19 protein-coding genes are annotated in these 16,859 nt (G+C 43.6%); all 19 read left to right on the forward strand.

Features of this window, described 5'->3' with window-relative positions; translation table 11 throughout:
- Positions 1 to 45: 45 nt before the first annotated feature.
- The 19 genes from GPM24_RS21360 to GPM24_RS21450 all read left to right on the forward strand — a co-directional run bounded on the left by GPM24_RS21360 (position 46) and on the right by GPM24_RS21450 (position 16,783).
- The gene (locus GPM24_RS21360) at positions 46 to 588 is read left to right on the forward strand and encodes an NADH-quinone oxidoreductase subunit B (RefSeq protein WP_158829657.1); all 543 of its coding nucleotides are present in this window, start codon (positions 46 to 48) and stop codon (positions 586 to 588) included.
- On the forward strand, positions 588 to 1,091 hold the full coding sequence (locus GPM24_RS21365) for an NADH-quinone oxidoreductase subunit C (RefSeq protein WP_158829659.1): 504 nt from the start codon (positions 588 to 590) through the stop codon (positions 1,089 to 1,091). The genes GPM24_RS21360 and GPM24_RS21365 overlap by 1 nt, the downstream gene beginning before the upstream one ends.
- 3 nt (positions 1,092 to 1,094) lie before the next feature.
- The gene (locus tag GPM24_RS21370) at positions 1,095 to 2,321 is read left to right on the forward strand and encodes an NADH-quinone oxidoreductase subunit D (protein ID WP_158829661.1); all 1,227 of its coding nucleotides are present in this window, start codon (positions 1,095 to 1,097) and stop codon (positions 2,319 to 2,321) included.
- On the forward strand, positions 2,314 to 2,838 hold the full coding sequence (locus tag GPM24_RS21375) for an NADH-quinone oxidoreductase subunit NuoE family protein (RefSeq protein WP_158829663.1): 525 nt from the start codon (positions 2,314 to 2,316) through the stop codon (positions 2,836 to 2,838). The genes GPM24_RS21370 and GPM24_RS21375 overlap by 8 nt, the downstream gene beginning before the upstream one ends.
- Positions 2,838 to 4,199 carry an NADH-quinone oxidoreductase subunit NuoF gene (gene nuoF, locus GPM24_RS21380; RefSeq protein WP_158829665.1) on the forward strand — a complete coding sequence of 454 codons (1,362 nt, stop codon included), beginning with the start codon at positions 2,838 to 2,840 and terminating at the stop codon, positions 4,197 to 4,199. Before GPM24_RS21375 ends, nuoF begins: the two co-directional genes overlap by 1 nt.
- A gap of 76 nt (positions 4,200 to 4,275) precedes the next feature.
- Positions 4,276 to 4,590, forward strand: a complete 315-nt coding sequence (locus GPM24_RS21385; RefSeq protein WP_158829667.1) for a hypothetical protein — start codon at positions 4,276 to 4,278, stop codon at positions 4,588 to 4,590.
- A gap of 6 nt (positions 4,591 to 4,596) precedes the next feature.
- A complete protein-coding gene (locus GPM24_RS21390) occupies positions 4,597 to 5,007 on the forward strand; it encodes a gamma-glutamylcyclotransferase family protein (RefSeq protein ID WP_158829669.1) in 411 nt (136 codons plus the stop codon).
- Positions 5,000 to 6,001, forward strand: coding sequence for an NADH-quinone oxidoreductase subunit G (locus GPM24_RS21395; RefSeq protein WP_158829671.1), 1,002 nt, complete (start codon positions 5,000 to 5,002; stop codon positions 5,999 to 6,001). The genes GPM24_RS21390 and GPM24_RS21395 overlap by 8 nt, the downstream gene beginning before the upstream one ends.
- Positions 6,001 to 7,059: an NADH-quinone oxidoreductase subunit NuoH gene (gene nuoH / locus GPM24_RS21400; RefSeq protein WP_158829673.1), complete on the forward strand. Its 1,059-nt coding sequence runs from the start codon at positions 6,001 to 6,003 to the stop codon at positions 7,057 to 7,059. Before GPM24_RS21395 ends, nuoH begins: the two co-directional genes overlap by 1 nt.
- Before the next feature lie 9 nt (positions 7,060 to 7,068).
- Complete coding sequence (locus GPM24_RS21405; protein ID WP_158829675.1) at positions 7,069 to 7,566, forward strand: NuoI/complex I 23 kDa subunit family protein; 498 nt, start codon at positions 7,069 to 7,071, stop codon at positions 7,564 to 7,566.
- Positions 7,567 to 7,632: 66 nt separating this feature from the next.
- On the forward strand, positions 7,633 to 8,139 hold the full coding sequence (locus GPM24_RS21410; RefSeq protein WP_158829677.1) for an NADH-quinone oxidoreductase subunit J family protein: 507 nt from the start codon (positions 7,633 to 7,635) through the stop codon (positions 8,137 to 8,139).
- Positions 8,140 to 8,469 (forward strand): NADH-quinone oxidoreductase subunit NuoK, encoded by a 330-nt coding sequence (gene nuoK / locus GPM24_RS21415; protein ID WP_158829679.1) that lies wholly within the window; start codon positions 8,140 to 8,142, stop codon positions 8,467 to 8,469.
- A 110-nt stretch (positions 8,470 to 8,579) separates the two neighbouring features.
- Positions 8,580 to 10,493: an NADH-quinone oxidoreductase subunit L gene (gene nuoL / locus GPM24_RS21420; RefSeq protein WP_158829681.1), complete on the forward strand. Its 1,914-nt coding sequence runs from the start codon at positions 8,580 to 8,582 to the stop codon at positions 10,491 to 10,493.
- A 24-nt stretch (positions 10,494 to 10,517) separates the two neighbouring features.
- Positions 10,518 to 12,011, forward strand: a complete 1,494-nt coding sequence (locus GPM24_RS21425; RefSeq protein WP_158829683.1) for a complex I subunit 4 family protein — start codon at positions 10,518 to 10,520, stop codon at positions 12,009 to 12,011.
- A 37-nt stretch (positions 12,012 to 12,048) separates the two neighbouring features.
- Positions 12,049 to 13,437, forward strand: a complete 1,389-nt coding sequence (locus GPM24_RS21430) for an NADH-quinone oxidoreductase subunit N (protein WP_158829685.1) — start codon at positions 12,049 to 12,051, stop codon at positions 13,435 to 13,437.
- 54 nt (positions 13,438 to 13,491) lie between these two features.
- Positions 13,492 to 14,136, forward strand: a complete 645-nt coding sequence (locus tag GPM24_RS21435) for a DedA family protein (RefSeq protein WP_158829687.1) — start codon at positions 13,492 to 13,494, stop codon at positions 14,134 to 14,136.
- A gap of 30 nt (positions 14,137 to 14,166) precedes the next feature.
- Positions 14,167 to 14,712 carry an inorganic diphosphatase gene (locus GPM24_RS21440; RefSeq protein ID WP_158829689.1) on the forward strand — a complete coding sequence of 182 codons (546 nt, stop codon included), beginning with the start codon at positions 14,167 to 14,169 and terminating at the stop codon, positions 14,710 to 14,712.
- Positions 14,713 to 14,719: 7 nt separating this feature from the next.
- Entirely contained in the window at positions 14,720 to 16,060 is a 1,341-nt protein-coding gene (locus tag GPM24_RS21445; RefSeq protein ID WP_158829691.1) for a hemolysin family protein, read from the forward strand.
- Positions 16,061 to 16,072: 12 nt separating this feature from the next.
- Entirely contained in the window at positions 16,073 to 16,783 is a 711-nt protein-coding gene (locus GPM24_RS21450) for a 16S rRNA (uracil(1498)-N(3))-methyltransferase (RefSeq protein ID WP_158829693.1), read from the forward strand.
- Positions 16,784 to 16,859: the final 76 nt, after the last annotated feature.

The following is a 16,859-nucleotide window of genomic DNA, read 5'->3' on the forward strand; positions in this document are numbered from 1 at the left end:
GATTTGTAAAAAGCCACTTCCCGTGGTTTATAACCTAATTTTGTGATGAGTGATATTCAGATAGTTAACGCCCCTCCGGGCGTTGAAGGTTCAGGATTTTTTGCTACTACGTTAGATAAGGCTATCGGTTTAGCCCGTTCGCATTCGTTGTGGCCCCTTCCATTTGCTACTTCGTGCTGTGGTATCGAGTTTATGGCTACCATGGGTTCACATTATGATCTTTCCCGCTTTGGTGCTGAACGTTTAAGCTTTTCACCGCGTCAGGCCGATTTGCTGATGGTTATGGGTACTATATCTAAAAAGATGGCGCCCGTGCTGCGTCAGGTTTACCTGCAAATGGCCGAACCACGTTGGGTAATGGCCGTGGGTGCCTGCGCATCCAGTGGCGGTATTTTCGATACATATTCGGTTTTGCAGGGTATAGATGAGGTTATTCCGGTAGATGTTTATGTACCGGGCTGTCCACCCCGTCCCGAAGGTATCATTGATGGCTTTATGAATATTCAAAAACTGGTGCAAACCGAATCGCTTCGCCGACGTGACACACCAGAATATCAACAATTATTAGCTAAATACGGAATCCAGTAATGGGTGCATTAAACAACGAAACACTACTTCAGAAAATACAGGAACGATTTCACGAACAGGTAACATTCATAGCCGAGCCATATGGCTTGCTTACTGTTGAAACCAGTCGTGAAAACATCATTGATGTACTATCTTTTTTGAAGGCTGATGCAGAGCTTCAGTTTATCTATTTAACCGATATCACTGCCATTCAATATTCAGAGCAGGAAAAGTCTATTGGCGTTATTTATCACCTGCATAGTTTGGTGCATAATGTGCGCATTCGTATCAAGGTTTTTTTGAGCGAACAAGACTTAAATATTCCATCGGCTACGGTGCTATGGCATGGCGCTAATTGGATGGAACGCGAAACCTATGACTTTTTCGGTGTAAACTTTGACGGCCATCCCGATTTGCGCCGCATTTTAAATGTAGATGACATGACTGTATTTCCTATGCGCAAAGAGTACCCGCTGGAAGATCCGAACCGTGTTGACAAAAAAGATTTTTATTTCGGAAGATAAACCATGCAGAATTTTCCATCGATATTAACCAATACACCACAAACAGCCGATCTTAATACCGAGCTGTCTACGCTTAACCTGGGGCCAACACACCCGGCCACGCACGGCGTGTTCCAAAATGTGTTGCAGCTGGATGGCGAGCGTATTGTAAGTGGTGTATCTACCATTGGCTATATCCATCGCGCGTTTGAAAAAATTGCCGAGCACCGGCCTTTTTATCAGATTACACCACTTACCGACAGGCTTAACTATTGCTCGGCCCCTATTAACAACATGGGCTGGCACATGACGGTAGAAAAGCTGTTGGGCATTACTACGCCTAAGCGTGTAGATTATATGCGTGTCATCATCATGGAACTGGCCCGTATTGCCGACCATATTATTTGTAACGGCGTATTGGGTGTAGATACAGGTGCCTTCACGGGCTTTTTGTATATGATGGAATACCGCGAAGCAATTTATGAGATTTACGAAGAGGTTTGCGGTTCACGCTTGACTACTAACGTAGGTAGGCTTGGTGGCTTTGAACGCAACTTTAACGAAATAGCGTTTACCAAAATCCGCAAGTTTTTAGATGATTTTCCAAAAGTGCTGGCTGAATTTGAATCGCTGTTTAACCGTAACCGCATATTTATTGATCGTACGAAAGGCGTAGCTCCGGTTACTGCCGAAGCAGCTTTGAGCTACAGCTGGAGCGGTCCGATACTGCGTGCAACCGGAGTAGATTATGATGTACGGGCCATGAACCCATACTCATCGTACGAAGATTTTGATTTTGAAGTGCCAGTAGGTACCACCGGCGACGTATACGACCGCTTTTTGGTACGCAACGAGGAAATGAAACAGAGCATGCGCATGATTGAGCAAGCGCTGGAAAAGATAGCTAAAGAAGACCCAACCATATTCCACGCTGATGTGCCGGAATTTTACCTGCCGCCAAAAGAAGAAGTGTATAACAATATGGAGGCACTCATTTATCACTTTAAAATTGTAATGGGTGAAATAGAAACTCCTGTAGGCGAAGTATACCACTCTGTAGAAGGTGCTAATGGCGAACTGGGCTTTTATTTGGTAAATGATGGCGGTCGCTCGCCATACCGTTTGCATTTCCGCAGGCCAAGCTTTATCAATTACTCTATGTATGCCGATATGAGCCGGGGTATGCTATTATCAGACGCGATTATTAACATGAGTAGTTTAAACGTTATAGCTGGAGAGTTAGATGCTTAAAGTTGAAGACACCCAAACACCGGTGGAATTCTCACCGGCGCTGTTGAACCAATTTGCAGATTTTGTAAGTCGTTATCCGGCCGGAAATCAAAAGTCGGCACTGCTGCCAATGTTGCATGCCGTACAGGCAGAGCACGGTTGGTTAAGCGTACCTGCCATGGATAAAGTTGCCGCTTACCTTGGCATTGAAGCTATTGAGGTTTACGAAGTAGCTACTTTTTACACCATGTACTTTTTACGCCCATCAGGCAAGTATGTACTCGAAGTATGCCGTACCGGCCCTTGCTGTTTGGTTGGTGCCGAAAAAATTATGGATCATATTGAAAATACCTTGGGCGTAAAAGAAGGCGAAGTAACACCCGATGGCTTGTTTAGTTGGAGAGGCGTAGAGTGTTTGGCCGCTTGTGGCTTTGGTCCGGTATTGCAAATTGGTCCGGAGTATACTTTTTATGAGAACTTAACGCCTGAATCGGTAGATAAGTTAATCAGTGATTTAAAAGCAAAGGCTAATAATTAATGGGACGCAAATTATTACTCGAACATATAAACGTACCTGGCATCAATACTTATGATGTGTATCGCGCTAAAGGCGGTTATACCTCATTAGAAAAAGCCCTGAAAACTTTGACGCCTGATGAAGTGGTGGAAGAAGTTAAAAAATCAGGCTTGCGTGGCCGTGGCGGAGCCGGTTTCCCAACCGGGATGAAATGGAGCTTTTTGGCCAAGCCAGAAGGTGTACCACGTTACCTGGTTTGCAACGGCGACGAATCTGAACCCGGTACTTTTAAAGACCGTTATTTAATGACACACATCCCTCATTTATTGATTGAGGGTATGATTATAGCCAGTTATGCACTGGGTGCTAAAACATCCTACATTTACGTACGTGGCGAAATGATGCCGCAGATACGCATACTGGAAAAAGCTATAGCCGAAGCCAAAGCAGCCGGTTATTTAGGCCAAAATATTTTAGGCACCGGTTACGATCTGGAATTGTATGTGCAACCTGGTGGTGGCGCCTACATCTGCGGAGAAGAAACTGCGCTAATTGAATCATTAGAAGGCAAACGTGGCAACCCGCGTATTAAGCCGCCATTTCCGGCTATTGCAGGTTTATATGGCTGCCCAACGGTGGTAAACAATGTTGAGTCTATCGCTGCTACGGTGCCTATTATCCGTGACGGGGGCGATGAGTACGCTAAAATTGGTATTGGTCGTAGTACCGGCACTAAGCTAATCTCTGCATCGGGTAACTTAAAAAGGCCCGGCGTTTATGAAATTGAATTGGGCGTTCCGGTTGAAGAATTTATTTATTCTGATGAATACTGCGGCGGTATTGCTAACGGCAAACGTTTAAAAGCGGTTGTGGCCGGCGGTTCGTCGGTTCCTATTTTGCCAGCCAACCTTATCCTGAAAACTGCTGCCGGCGATGCTCGCATAATGACTTATGAAGGTCTTTCTGAAGGTGGTTTTGCTACCGGCACCATGATGGGATCGGGCGGTTTCATTGCGTTTGACGAAGATCAGTGCATTGTGCGTAATACCTGGAACTTTTCGCGCTTTTACCATCACGAAAGCTGCGGGCAATGTTCGCCCTGCCGTGAGGGTACGGGTTGGATGGAAAAGGTACTGCACCGTTTAGAGCATGGCCATGGCAAGCTAAGCGACATGGATTTGCTGGTGGATGTATCTAAGAAGATAGAAGGTAACACCATTTGTCCGCTGGGCGATGCAGCTGCCTGGCCGGTAGCCAGTGCCATACGCCACTTTAGAGACGAATTTGAGTGGCATGTAACCAACGGAGCTGAAGCCGTAGCCAGAAATTTTGGATTGGCGCATTATGCCGACCCTTTGCCTAAACCCGAGGTTGTAAGTTGATAATTTGGTAGATTGGCGTTTTGGGTAACAATATGTTACTATATTTACGATAATCAACCAACAGCATTAATGTATTATGCAAACGCCTAACGATCTGATTGTAAAATTTAGCTTTAACCCGGATGACTTTGAAAAGCTGGACGACTTTGAAGAACATCTGGAACGAGCCATTAACTTTCATGGTTTAGGTACATATGAAGGTTACGAATTAGAGAGTGAAGTAGGAGAAAACGGCGAGTTTTATATGACCACCACCGATGGCGATTTGTTGTTTAAAACTATAAAACCGCTTTTAGCAGACGCAGGCTTTTTAAAAGTAGAAAAGCTGGTGCTGCAAAGCAGTGCTGATGAAGGCGAAATTCATCAAATTAAAGAATACCAATTATTATAAGCCGCAATGGCGTATTTGTTTGTTTACGGAACCCTGTTAAGGGAAATTGGGCACGAAGTGGTGCAAGCTATAGCGGCCAACCTGGAGTTTGGCGATCAGGGGCACTTAAGCGGGGAGTTATACGATTTAGGAGATTATCCCGCACTGATAGAAACTTCATCGCCTGCAGAAACCGTAAAAGGTGAGGTGTACATGGTAACCGATCCTAACCGTGTGTTTGGTATGCTGGATGAATATGAAGGTGTAAACGATGAGCCAGCACTGTATAGCCGTGAATTGAAAACGGTTACGCTGGCTAACGGTGGCGAAGTAGAAAGCTGGGTGTATATATACCAGCAACCACTTGGCGCTGAAAATGAAAAGATTATAAACGGCGATTACCTCGCTTTTTTGAGAAATAAGGTGAATAATGGTTAAAGTAACTATAGACGGAATAAGTATAGAAGTAGAGCCTGGAACCAGCATCCTAAATGCTGCAAGGCAAATAGGGGGCGACATTGTGCCGCCTGCTATGTGCTATTATTCCAAGCTGGAAGGAAGTGGTGGTAAATGCCGCACCTGTTTGGTAAAGGTGAGCAAAGGATCTGAAAAAGACCCGCGCCCTATGCCTAAGCTGGTAGCATCTTGCCGTACCACCGTGATGGATGGAATGGAGGTGCAAAACATTACCTCGCCCGAGGTGACCGAGGCCCGCAAAGGCGTAGTAGAAATGCTGCTGATTAATCACCCGCTGGATTGCCCGATATGCGATCAGGCTGGCGAGTGCCATTTGCAGGATTTGGGTTATGAGCACGGTGCCGCCAAAACCCGTTACGAGTTTGACCGCCGTACGTTTGATCGTATTGACATTGGCGATAAAATTCAGTTGCACATGAACCGCTGTATTTTATGCTACCGCTGCGTGTTTACGGCCGATCAGATTACTGAAAAACGCGTACATGGTGTATTAAACCGTGGCGACCATGCCGAAATATCTACCTACATCCAAAAAGCGGTAGATAACGATTTTTCGGGGAATGTGATAGACGTATGTCCGGTAGGTGCCTTAACCGACAGAACATTCCGCTTTAAAAATCGCGTGTGGTTTACCAAACCGGTAGAAGCACACCGCGATTGTGAGCACGAAAAATGCAGTGGTAAAGTTACCCTGTGGTATAAAGGCGAAGATGTTTTACGTGTAACTGCCCGTAAAGACCAGTATGGTGAGGTAGAAGAATTTATCTGTAACACCTGCCGTTTTGATAAAAAGAAAACCAGCGATTGGGTAATTGAAGGTCCGCGTAAGGTATCGCATAAATCGGTTATCAGCAGTAACCATTATGAAACCCTGCATCCGCTACCGGTAGTAAAAACCAACCCGGTACTGCTGGAAGCTAATAAAGAACAATTTGAACGGGAGACAAGACTGTAATGGAATTATCTGATTTAATTATAAAGCTAGTACTGGTGGTGGTCATTTTTGCCATCAGCCTGGTAGTAGCCATGTACTCTACTTACGCCGAGCGTAAAATAGCCGCCTTTTTTCAGGATAGGGTAGGTCCTAACCGCGCCGGTCCGTTTGGTATGTTACAGCCTATGGCCGATGGGGTAAAGATGTTCATGAAAGAAGAGATTATCCCTACCAAAGCCAGTAGCTTTTTGTTTGTAGTAGGTCCATCATTGGCTATCATGACAGCTTGTATCGGTTCGGCAGTTATTCCGTGGGGGCCACGTATGCAAGTGGGCGACCGCATTATTGATTTGCAGGTGACTGACATCAACGTAGGTATCCTGTACATCTTCGGCGTGGTATCATTAGGTGTGTATGGTGTGATGATTGGCGGTTGGGCATCCAATAATAAATACTCGTTATTGGGCGCTATCCGTGCGGCATCGCAAAATATCAGTTACGAAATTTCGATGGGCTTATCTATAATTGCCCTCATAATGATTACCCAAACGCTTAGCCTGCGCGAAATTGCAGCCGAGCAGCATGGCTTTTGGGCCAATGGCTGGTTTACCTGGAACTTCTTTAAGCAGCCGCTTGGCTTTTTAATTTTTATGGTTTGTGCCTTTGCCGAAACTAACCGTACTCCGTTCGATTTACCTGAGTGTGAAACCGAGCTGGTAGGTGGTTACCATACCGAATATTCATCCATGAAACTGGGCTTTTACCTGTTTGCCGAATACATCAACATGTTTGTATCATCAGCAGTAATGGCCACCTTGTATTTTGGCGGTTATAACTATCCGGGTATGGATTGGGTAGCTGCACATGTTGGGCCAACTATTGCACCTATCATAGGCGTACTGGTAATGTTTGCCAAAATATTTGCTTTTATCTTTTTCTTTATGTGGATTCGCTGGACTATCCCGCGTTTCCGTTACGACCAGCTGATGCATTTGGGCTGGAAAACCTTAATACCGCTGGCTATTGCTAACATTGTAATAACCGGTGTAGTTGTTAAATTAATTCAACATTTTGCTTAACCAATATAAATGGAACCCTTAAGTAATAAGCGAAAAGTAATTGAAGCCAAACCCCTGAACTTTTGGGAAAAGGCTTATATACCCGCTATAGCGCAAGGCTTAAGTATTACGCTAAAGCACTTCTTTAAAAAAGATGTAACCATCCGTTATCCTGAGCAAGAACGTGAGTTTTCTGAAAACTTTCGTGGTCTGCACTCACTGAAACGTGATGAGCAGGGCCGCGAGCGTTGCACTGCCTGTGGCCTGTGCGCCTTATCATGCCCGGCCGAAGCCATTACCATGACGGCTGGCGAGCGCCAGAAAGGTGAGGAGAATTTATACCGCGAAGAGAAATATGCAGCCGTTTATGAAATAAATATGCTGCGCTGCATTTTTTGTGGATTATGCGAAGAGGCCTGCCCTAAAGAGGCCATCTATCTGGACGGACCTATTGTGCCGTCAGATTATTTGCGTAAAGATTTTATTTACGGTAAAGACAAATTAGTTGAGCCACCTTTGAACCCATAAAAAGACTATACCTTTGGTAGGTACAACAAGTACACCTACCAAAGGTATTGTTGCTTTCAACCAATCATGAACACATTTTACTTTATTGCATTCCTGTCCATCTTCTTTTCGCTGCTGGTAATTTTTGCTAAAAATCCGGTGCACAGTGTGCTGTACCTTATTATTACGTTTTTTACGTTTACCATTCACTACGTTATCCTGAACGCGCAGTTTTTGGCCATTGTAAACTTCATTGTATACATGGGGGCCATATTGGTGCTGTTTCTGTTTGTGATGATGATGCTGAACCTCAACAAAGAGTCGGAGCCTAATAAAAGCAACCTGATTAAAATAGTAGGTGTAATAGGCGGTGGCTGCTTAATGGTTACGTTGGTGGCCGCGGTAAAAGGCTTAGCCAAAAGCCAACCGGTAGTGCTGCAAAACCCTGATTTAGGTTCTGTGCAAAACCTAGGTAAAGTATTATTCGGAGAGTTCTTATTGCCTTTCGAGGTGTCATCTATTCTCCTATTATCGGCCATGGTAGGCGCTGTACTGTTGGCAACCAAAGATCCTAAACAACCTAAAACTGTTTAAATGGAAAGTTTAACCCAAGCCATCAAAATTGTTCCGCTTAATCATTACATTTTGTTAAGCGCTATTATATTTTCAATTGGTGTTATCGGCGTTTTAATACGTCGTAATGCTATTGTGGTGTTCATGTCGGTAGAGTTGATGCTGAATGCCGTGAACCTGCTGCTTACCGCTTTTTCGGTTTATGGTAACGATCCAAACGGACAAGTATTTGTGTTTTTCATTATGGCACTGGCCGCTGCCGAAATTGCTATCGGTTTAGCCATCATTGTAATGGTACACCGAAATACCAATTCTATCGACGTAGATATTTTGAACAGATTGAAATGGTAAATATCAGTTGCCGGTAGTGAATTGCCGGTTGCCAGATAAGAGATACTAATTGAAATAACAAACTAATCAGAATACAGAATACCGGCCACTGGCCACAGAGATAAATACAAATGGATAAATACATCTGGCTTATTCCCTTACTGCCCTTGGCAGGATTTGTTATCAACGGATTGGGCCGTAATGCTTTGCCTAAAAATGTAATTGGTACAATTGCCAGCTTAATGGTGCTGCTTTCGTTCGCTTTAAGTGTGGGCGCTTTTTTACAGGTAAAATCAACAGGCGCACCTATCAACGTTACTTTGTTTGATTGGATTAGCGTTGGTACACTGCATATTCCATTTTCGTTTTTGATAGATCAGCTAAGTTCTATCATGCTGCTCATTATTACCGGAATCGGCTTTTTAATCCATGTATACTCTATTGGCTACATGCATCATGATGCTGGTTTTGGGAAGTTCTTTGCCTATCTCAACCTGTTCATCTTTTTCATGCTGCTGCTGGTATTGGGTTCCAACTATGTTATCATGTTCATCGGCTGGGAGGGTGTAGGTTTATGTTCTTACCTGCTCATCGGATTTTGGTTTACCAACCCAAGCTATGCGGACGCCGCTAAAAAAGCATTCGTGATGAACCGCATAGGCGATTTAGGATTTTTGATTGCCGTATTTTTAATCATCCAAACTTTTGACAGCGTAGCTTATGCCGATGTATTTGCCAAAGCCGGTAAATTAAATAGTGGTAATACAACTTTATTGTTAATAACCTTACTGTTGTTTGTTGGTGCTACTGGTAAATCGGCACAAATACCATTATTTACCTGGCTACCTGATGCCATGGCGGGTCCAACACCAGTATCGGCCCTGATACACGCCGCTACCATGGTTACTGCCGGTATCTATATGATTGCCCGTTCTAACATCTTGTTCACCTTGTCGCCGGTTACCATGAATGTGATTGCCATTATAGGTTTGGCAACTATTATAGTTGGGGCATTAATTGCGTTAACGCAAACCGATATTAAAAAAGTGCTGGCTTATTCAACGGTATCGCAACTAGGCTATATGTTTTTGGGCTTAGGCGTAGGCGCTTACACTGGTGCATTTTTCCATGTGCTTACACATGCCTTCTTTAAAGCTTTATTGTTTTTATGTGCCGGTTCGGTTATCCACGCGGTAAGCGGCGAGCAGGATATGCGCAAAATGGGAGGGCTCCGCGGCAAACTGCCAGTTACCTTTATAACTATGCTCATCGGCACGCTGGCTATCTCGGGTATACCGCCATTTGCGGGTTTCTTCTCAAAAGATGAAATTCTGGCTTATACTTACGTGCACAGCCCTGTGCTATATGTGTTGGGGGTAATTGGCTCAATGTTCACCTCGTTTTATATGTTCCGTTTGATGTACCTTACGTTTTGGGGTAAATTCCGCGGTACACACGAGCAGGAACACCATCTGCACGAGTCGCCAGCCAGCATGACTATTCCGTTAATTATCCTGGCTGTCCTGTCAACCATTGGCGGCTTTATGGGCGTGCCTAAAGCGTTGGGCGGCAGTCATTGGCTGGAGCACTGGCTGGATCCTGTTATTGCAGGATCAACTAAATTAATCGGAGAATTTTCATTAACACATAACACCGAGTTGGCGCTTATGGCTATATCTTTTACAGGAGCCGTATTAGCACTTATTTATGCGTATGTAAAATATGTGAAGCAGGCCGATATTCCGGTAGCCGACACAGAAGAGCGTCCGGCACTGGTAAAGCTATCATACCACAAATTTTATATAGATGAATTGTATGATACCATCATCCGCAAACCATTAGATTACTTATCGGGCTTCTTCTATAAAGTAATCGACAAAATGGGTATCGATGGCATTGTAAACGGCTTGGGCCAAACTGCGGTGGAGTCTGGTAAAGGTTTGCGGCTACTGCAAACCGGTAACGTAGGCTTTTATTTGTTTATGATGGTTATCGGTATTATTGCCGTGCTCGTTTTTAGTTTATATAGTTTTATCAAGATTTAACAGGCGTTTACTGCATCCTATCACATGACGGTTAGTATATTACTCTTTTTTCCTCTGTTGGCAGCGCTGGTACTGCTTTTTATTAAAGGCAATGCCGCTAAAAATGCAGCTTTATTCTTTTCGCTGGTCGAACTGGCTATCGGTATTGTAATGCTCACACAGTTTGTTCCCGCCGATACCTCACGGCAATTTGCGGTTGATTATCCGTGGATACCCAAACTGGGCATTTATTTTACAGCCGCTATAGATGGTATCAATATCATTCCGGTGTTGCTTACCATAATTTTGGTGCCCTTAATCATTTTAACCACTTTCAAGCATCAGTATCAAAATGCTTCGGCATTTTATGCACTAATACTGTTTATGCAGGCCGGCTTACTGCTGGTGTTTACTGCATTTGATGGCTTCTTATTCTATGTAGGGTGGGAGATTGCCTTAATACCCATTTACTTCATCTGCGGTATGTGGGGCGGCGAAAATCGTATTAAAGTTACCCTGAAATTTTTCATTTATACGTTTGCCGGGTCGCTGTTTATGTTGCTGGCTATCATTTACCTGTACCTGCAAACGCCTGATAAAACATTCGACATCAGCCGCTTTTACGCGCTCGATTTGCCGTTTGATAAGCAGAAATGGGTGTTTGGTGCATTCCTGCTGGCCTTTGCTATCAAGATGCCCATCTTTCCGCTGCACACCTGGCAGCCTGATACCTATACTGAAGCGCCGTCGGCCGGTACCATGCTGCTATCAGGTATCATGTTAAAAATGGGTATTTACGGTGCCATCCGCTGGATGATTCCGGTAGCGCCTTATGCGTTTTTTGAGTATCAGAATAACCCTTTGTGGTTAGCTATTATAGGCATTGTGTATGCCTCTATTATTGCCTTCCGCCAAAAAGACGGCAAGCGCTTAACGGCTTACGCATCTATTGCCCACGTGGGTTTAATTGCAGCTGGTTTACTGGCCTGGAATGTTCAAGGCTTACAAGGCGCTATGATACAAATGCTAAATCACGGTATCGAAGTAGTGGGCTTGTTCTTTGTATGGGATATCATCAGTCGCCAGTTGAATACACGTGACGTGACGCAGTTGGGTGGTATTGCCAAGGTAGCACCGCAATTGGCTATCGCATTTTTAATTATCGTGCTGGCAACTGTGGCTTTGCCGTTAACCAACGGTTTTATTGGCGAATTTTTGTTGCTGAACGGTGTTTACCGTTATAACGTATGGATGGCAGCCGTAGCCGGTTTAACTATTATACTGGGCGCTGTTTATATGCTGCGTATGTACAAAAACGTAATGCAGGGCGAAACCAATGCGTTGACCGCTACTTTCGCGGATATCACCTTGGTAGATAAAATTGTGCTGGGTGTTATCTGTGCATTGATTATCATCATTGGTGTTTATCCACAGCCCATCCTGCATTTGTCTGAAGCTGCTGTAAGCAAGCTGGTAACTGCAGTTAATGATAAAATTGTATTATCTATAAAACACGTAAGTCAGCCGTTAGGAAAATAATCTGAACCCTGGTTTTCTCATAAAAGTATTTGCATACATGACCACATTAATTATCATAGCCGTATTGCCTATTGTGTTGCTTTATTTAGGCTTGTTTAAGGCGAATAAATTACTGCTGCCGGTTACCATTATTGGTTTGTTGGCTGCCTTAGGCACTGCCATCATGAAATGGAACAGTTACGATGCGCCTATATACCATGATATGATGCTGTTTGATAATTTTTCGGTAGCATTTTCGGGTATCACCATTGTATCCACATTATTAATCCTAATGCTATCTAAAGGGTATTTCGAAAAGATAAGCCATAACGTGGCTGAATATTTTGCCATTATTCTTTTCTCGCTGGCAGGTATCATTGTGATGGTATCTTATTATAATTTGACCATGCTGTTTGTGGGCTTGGAAATTATGTCGGTAAGCTTGTACATCTTGGCAGGTATCAATAAAAAAGATTTTGCATCGAACGAAGCTTCTTTAAAATACTTTTTAATGGGCGCCTTTTCTACCGGGTTCCTGCTGTTTGGTATTGCGCTAATTTATGGAGCCACGCATTCCTTCAACCTCGCAGCTATTCGTGATTGGGTTACGGCACATCCCCGCAATATGGATCCTTTGTTTCATACGGGGGTGGTATTAATTATTATCGGCTTATGCTTTAAAGTAGGGGCGGCTCCTTTTCACTTCTGGACACCTGATGTGTATGAAGGCTCGCCTACGCTGATTACCGCATTTATGTCTACCGTGGTTAAAACGGCTGGCTTTGCTGCTTTCTTGCGCTTGTTCTCGGTAAGCTTTATCTCTATTGCCGATTTTTGGATGCCTACCTTGATGGTTATTACCGTAATCACGTTGTTTGTAGGCAACTTAACTGCCTTATATCAGCATAGCTTTAAGCGTATGTTGGCTTTTTCAAGTATTTCGCATGCCGGCTACCTGCTTTTTGCCATTGTAGCATTAAGCGCAGCATCTGGTAATGCCGTGTTTATTTATGCTACTGCTTACTCTATTGCTTCAATTATAGCCTTTGCAGTTTTATTGTTGGTACAACAACAGCTGGGTAGCGACAGCTTTGAAAGTTTTAACGGCTTGGGGCGGCGTAATCCATTCCTGGCGCTGGTACTTACTATTGCCATGTTATCGTTAGCGGGTATACCGTTAACTGCCGGCTTTATGGGTAAATTCTTTATGTTCTACGGCGCCTTATCGCGCTTTCAGGTGTGGTTGGTTATCCTGGCGGTGGTCAATGCTATTATCAGTATTTTCTACTATTTCAGAGTTATTATTGCCATGTATTTTCGCAGCAGCGAACAAACAGCGCTTGAAGTTCCGGGGTATTATCAATTCGTGTTGGGCTTTTCGGCGCTGGCCACCCTGGTCATTGGTATTTATCCGGCAATTGTCACCAATTTGCCCAACCTGATTTAAATTACGGCTTTGTGCCAAATTGTTATAATATTTGTAGCTTTACAGATATTGTGAATGGAAAACCTCTGGGAACATCTCCAAAATTTAACGGATGCACAATCCATACTCAGTAAGGGAGGGTTTTACCTTTTACTAGTTGTGGTATATGCCGAGACGGGGCTGTTCTTCGGGTTCTTTTTACCTGGTGATTACCTGTTGTTTATGGCTGGTTTGCTTTGTGCAACCGGCTTTTTAGATGTGCATGTATCGGTGCTGGTATTATCTTTAATAGCGGCCGGCATTTTGGGTAACTACACGGGGTATTGGTTTGGTTATCGTACTGGTCCGGTTATGCTCCGAAAGCCCGATTCGCTGTTCTTTAAAAAGCGATATGTAACCATGGCCGAAGAATTTTATCGGAAACATGGGGGGATGGCCTTGGTTTTAGGCAGATTTTTTCCTATAATTAGAACGTTTGCGCCTATCTTTGCGGGTGTAGTTAAAGTTAACTTCAGAAAGTTTACCTTATACAATATTATCGGCAGCGTGGCATGGGTAATTACCTTAACGCTTACCGGGTATTTTTTAGGTAAACAGTATCCGGAGCTGCGACACTACCTGCAATATATTGTGTTTGCCCTTATTGCCGTAACAACAGTACCGTTGCTTATTGCATTTTTTAAAAATAGCAAAACACAAAACAAAATTGAAGAACATTAATTTATTCATTATTCACACAAAATTTACTAAATGAGTACTCAACATCCATGGCATCAGGTATCGCCTGGCGAAAATATACCTGAAGTCGTAAATGCTATTATTGAAATTCCTAAAGGCTCAAAAGCCAAATACGAGATTGACAAAGAATCTGGCCTGTTAAAGTTGGATCGCGTATTATTCTCATCTGTAATGTATCCGGCTAATTATGGCTTTATTCCACAAACTTATTGTGATGATAAAGACCCGTTGGACATTCTGGTGATTTGTTCTGTTGATGTATTCCCACTGTCGATGATTGAAGCCAAAGTAATTGGCGTAATGCACATGGTGGATAATGGCGAACAAGATGACAAAATTATTGCCGTAGCTAAAAACGATATGTCGGTTAACTACATCAATGATTTGAATGAGTTACCGCCGCACACTATGAAAGAGATTGTACGTTTCTTCCAGGATTATAAAAAGCTGGAAGGTAAAAACGTAACCATTGAGCACTTAATGGGCAAGCCATATGCGCTTAAGGTAATTAACGAAAGCATGGAGTTGTATAATTCCACTTTCCCTGCGTACCAATAATTAATACATGGGCCCCGACTTAGATATAAACGGTTTTCACATATTTTTAACCATATTTTTGGTTTTATTGAACGGCTTTTTTGTGGCGGCCGAATTTGCTATTGTACGCGTACGCGGATCGCAAATTGAAATACAGGCTAAAGCAGGAAGCCGCACGGCTAAGGTGGCCCGTGGCATAATGCATAATTTAGATGGTTACCTGGCTGCTACGCAGCTGGGTATTACCATTGCATCGCTTGGCTTAGGCTGGGCCGGTGAAGAAGTAGTAACTACCATCATGCTTAAATTATTTAGCATGTTTGGTTTGGTTATTACATCTAGCTTTATAATCAATACCAGCCACGTAGTAGCCTTCATTACTATTACCATATTGCATATTGTATTTGGCGAACTGGCGCCAAAAACACTGGCCATTCAGCGCTCGGTACGTACCGCTATGACGGTGTCTTACCCGTTGCGCTTTTTCTTTGTGGTATTTCGTCCGGCTATCTGGCTGTTAAACACGTTTGCTAACTTTATTTTGAGCCTGTTTGGTGTAAATGCCGTACATGGCGATGAAACACATCACAGTTCTGAAGAACTGCAATACCTGTTAGAGCAAGGCAAAGAAAGCGGTGCGCTGGATTCAAACGAACATGAATTGATTAAAAACGTGTTTGACTTCAACGAGCGGGTAGTTAAAAATATTATGGTGCCCCGCACCAAAATTTCAGGTATCGACATTTCTGCCAATAATCACGATTTGATGGAATGCCTGATTACCGAGGGCTACTCTCGCATGCCAGTTTATGATGATACTATCGACAAGATTGTAGGTATTGTACATGCTAAGGATATTTTGCCTTTGCTGGCTCGTAAAACTGAGTTTGAATTAAAAGATATTATCCGCAAACCTTACTTTATCCCGGAAACCAAAAAAATCAACGATTTAATGGCCGAGCTGCAGCAAAAACGCATTCAGATTGCCATTGTATTGGATGAATTTGGTGGTACAGCTGGTATGGTAACCCTGGAAGATATTGTAGAGGAACTGGTAGGCGAAATTCAGGACGAGTTTGACGAGGAAAAACCGATTGTAGATAAAGTAAGCGACCGCGAATTCATTGTAAGCGCTGTAGCTTCTATTTACGATGTAAACGGACATCTGCCGCATGATTTGCCTGAAGACGGCGATTTTGACACGGTATCTGGCTGGGTAAGCGAGGTGTTCGGCAAAATACCTGATGTAGGCGAACAGCGTGAGTCAAACGGGTACAACATTACGGTGCTACGCAAGTCGGACCAGAATGTGGAATCTGTAAAGCTGGAACTGCTGTTGAATGAAGAAGACATGAAAGATTTACATTAAGCCACTTAGCTGATGCAAATTTTCTATACCCCCGATATTAATCCCCAGGCAGCAGTTTATACACTGACGGAAGAGGAAAGCAAACATGCCGTTCGTGTATTGCGCCTGGCAGCACAAGATATTATTCAACTGGTTGATGGTCGTGGTGGCTTTTATACCGCACGTATTCTTGAGGCGCATCCTAAAAAGACGCAGCTGCAAATAACCGAAGTGCAGCAACAATACGGCAAGCGCGACCATTACCTGCACATCGCGGTAGCACCTACCAAAAATATTGAGCGGCTGGAATGGTTTTTAGAAAAAGCTACCGAGATAGGGATTGATGAGATTTCGCTTATATTATGCCAGCGCTCGGAGCGTAAAGAGGCTAAAACCGATCGCTTAAATAAAATCATTACATCGGCGGTAAAGCAGTCGTTAAAAGCCTATCACCCGCAGCTTAATTCGCTGACGCCATTCAGTAAGATGGTGCAGAGCTATCACGAAGGGCAAAAATTTATAGCGCACTGTTTACCTGGAAAAGATAAGGTAAGCTTAGCGTCGCAACTGGAACTACAAGGCAGTTGCCTGATTTTGATAGGGCCCGAAGGCGACTTTACTGAAAAGGAAATTGCCGAAGCTTTGCAAAACGGTTTTAAACCCATAACTTTAGGCGAAAGCCGCCTGCGCACTGAAACGGCTGCGTTAGAAGCTTGCTTTGAAGTGAACTTTTTAAACAGATAGCCTTACCAAACCCTCTCGTCGAGAGAACTTTTGATTGACGTAACGGTGAAAAACAAAAATGTCATTTCGAGTGCTA

Source organism: Mucilaginibacter lacusdianchii (assembly GCF_009770985.1).
In the GTDB taxonomy this organism is placed as follows: domain Bacteria; phylum Bacteroidota; class Bacteroidia; order Sphingobacteriales; family Sphingobacteriaceae; genus Mucilaginibacter; species Mucilaginibacter lacusdianchii.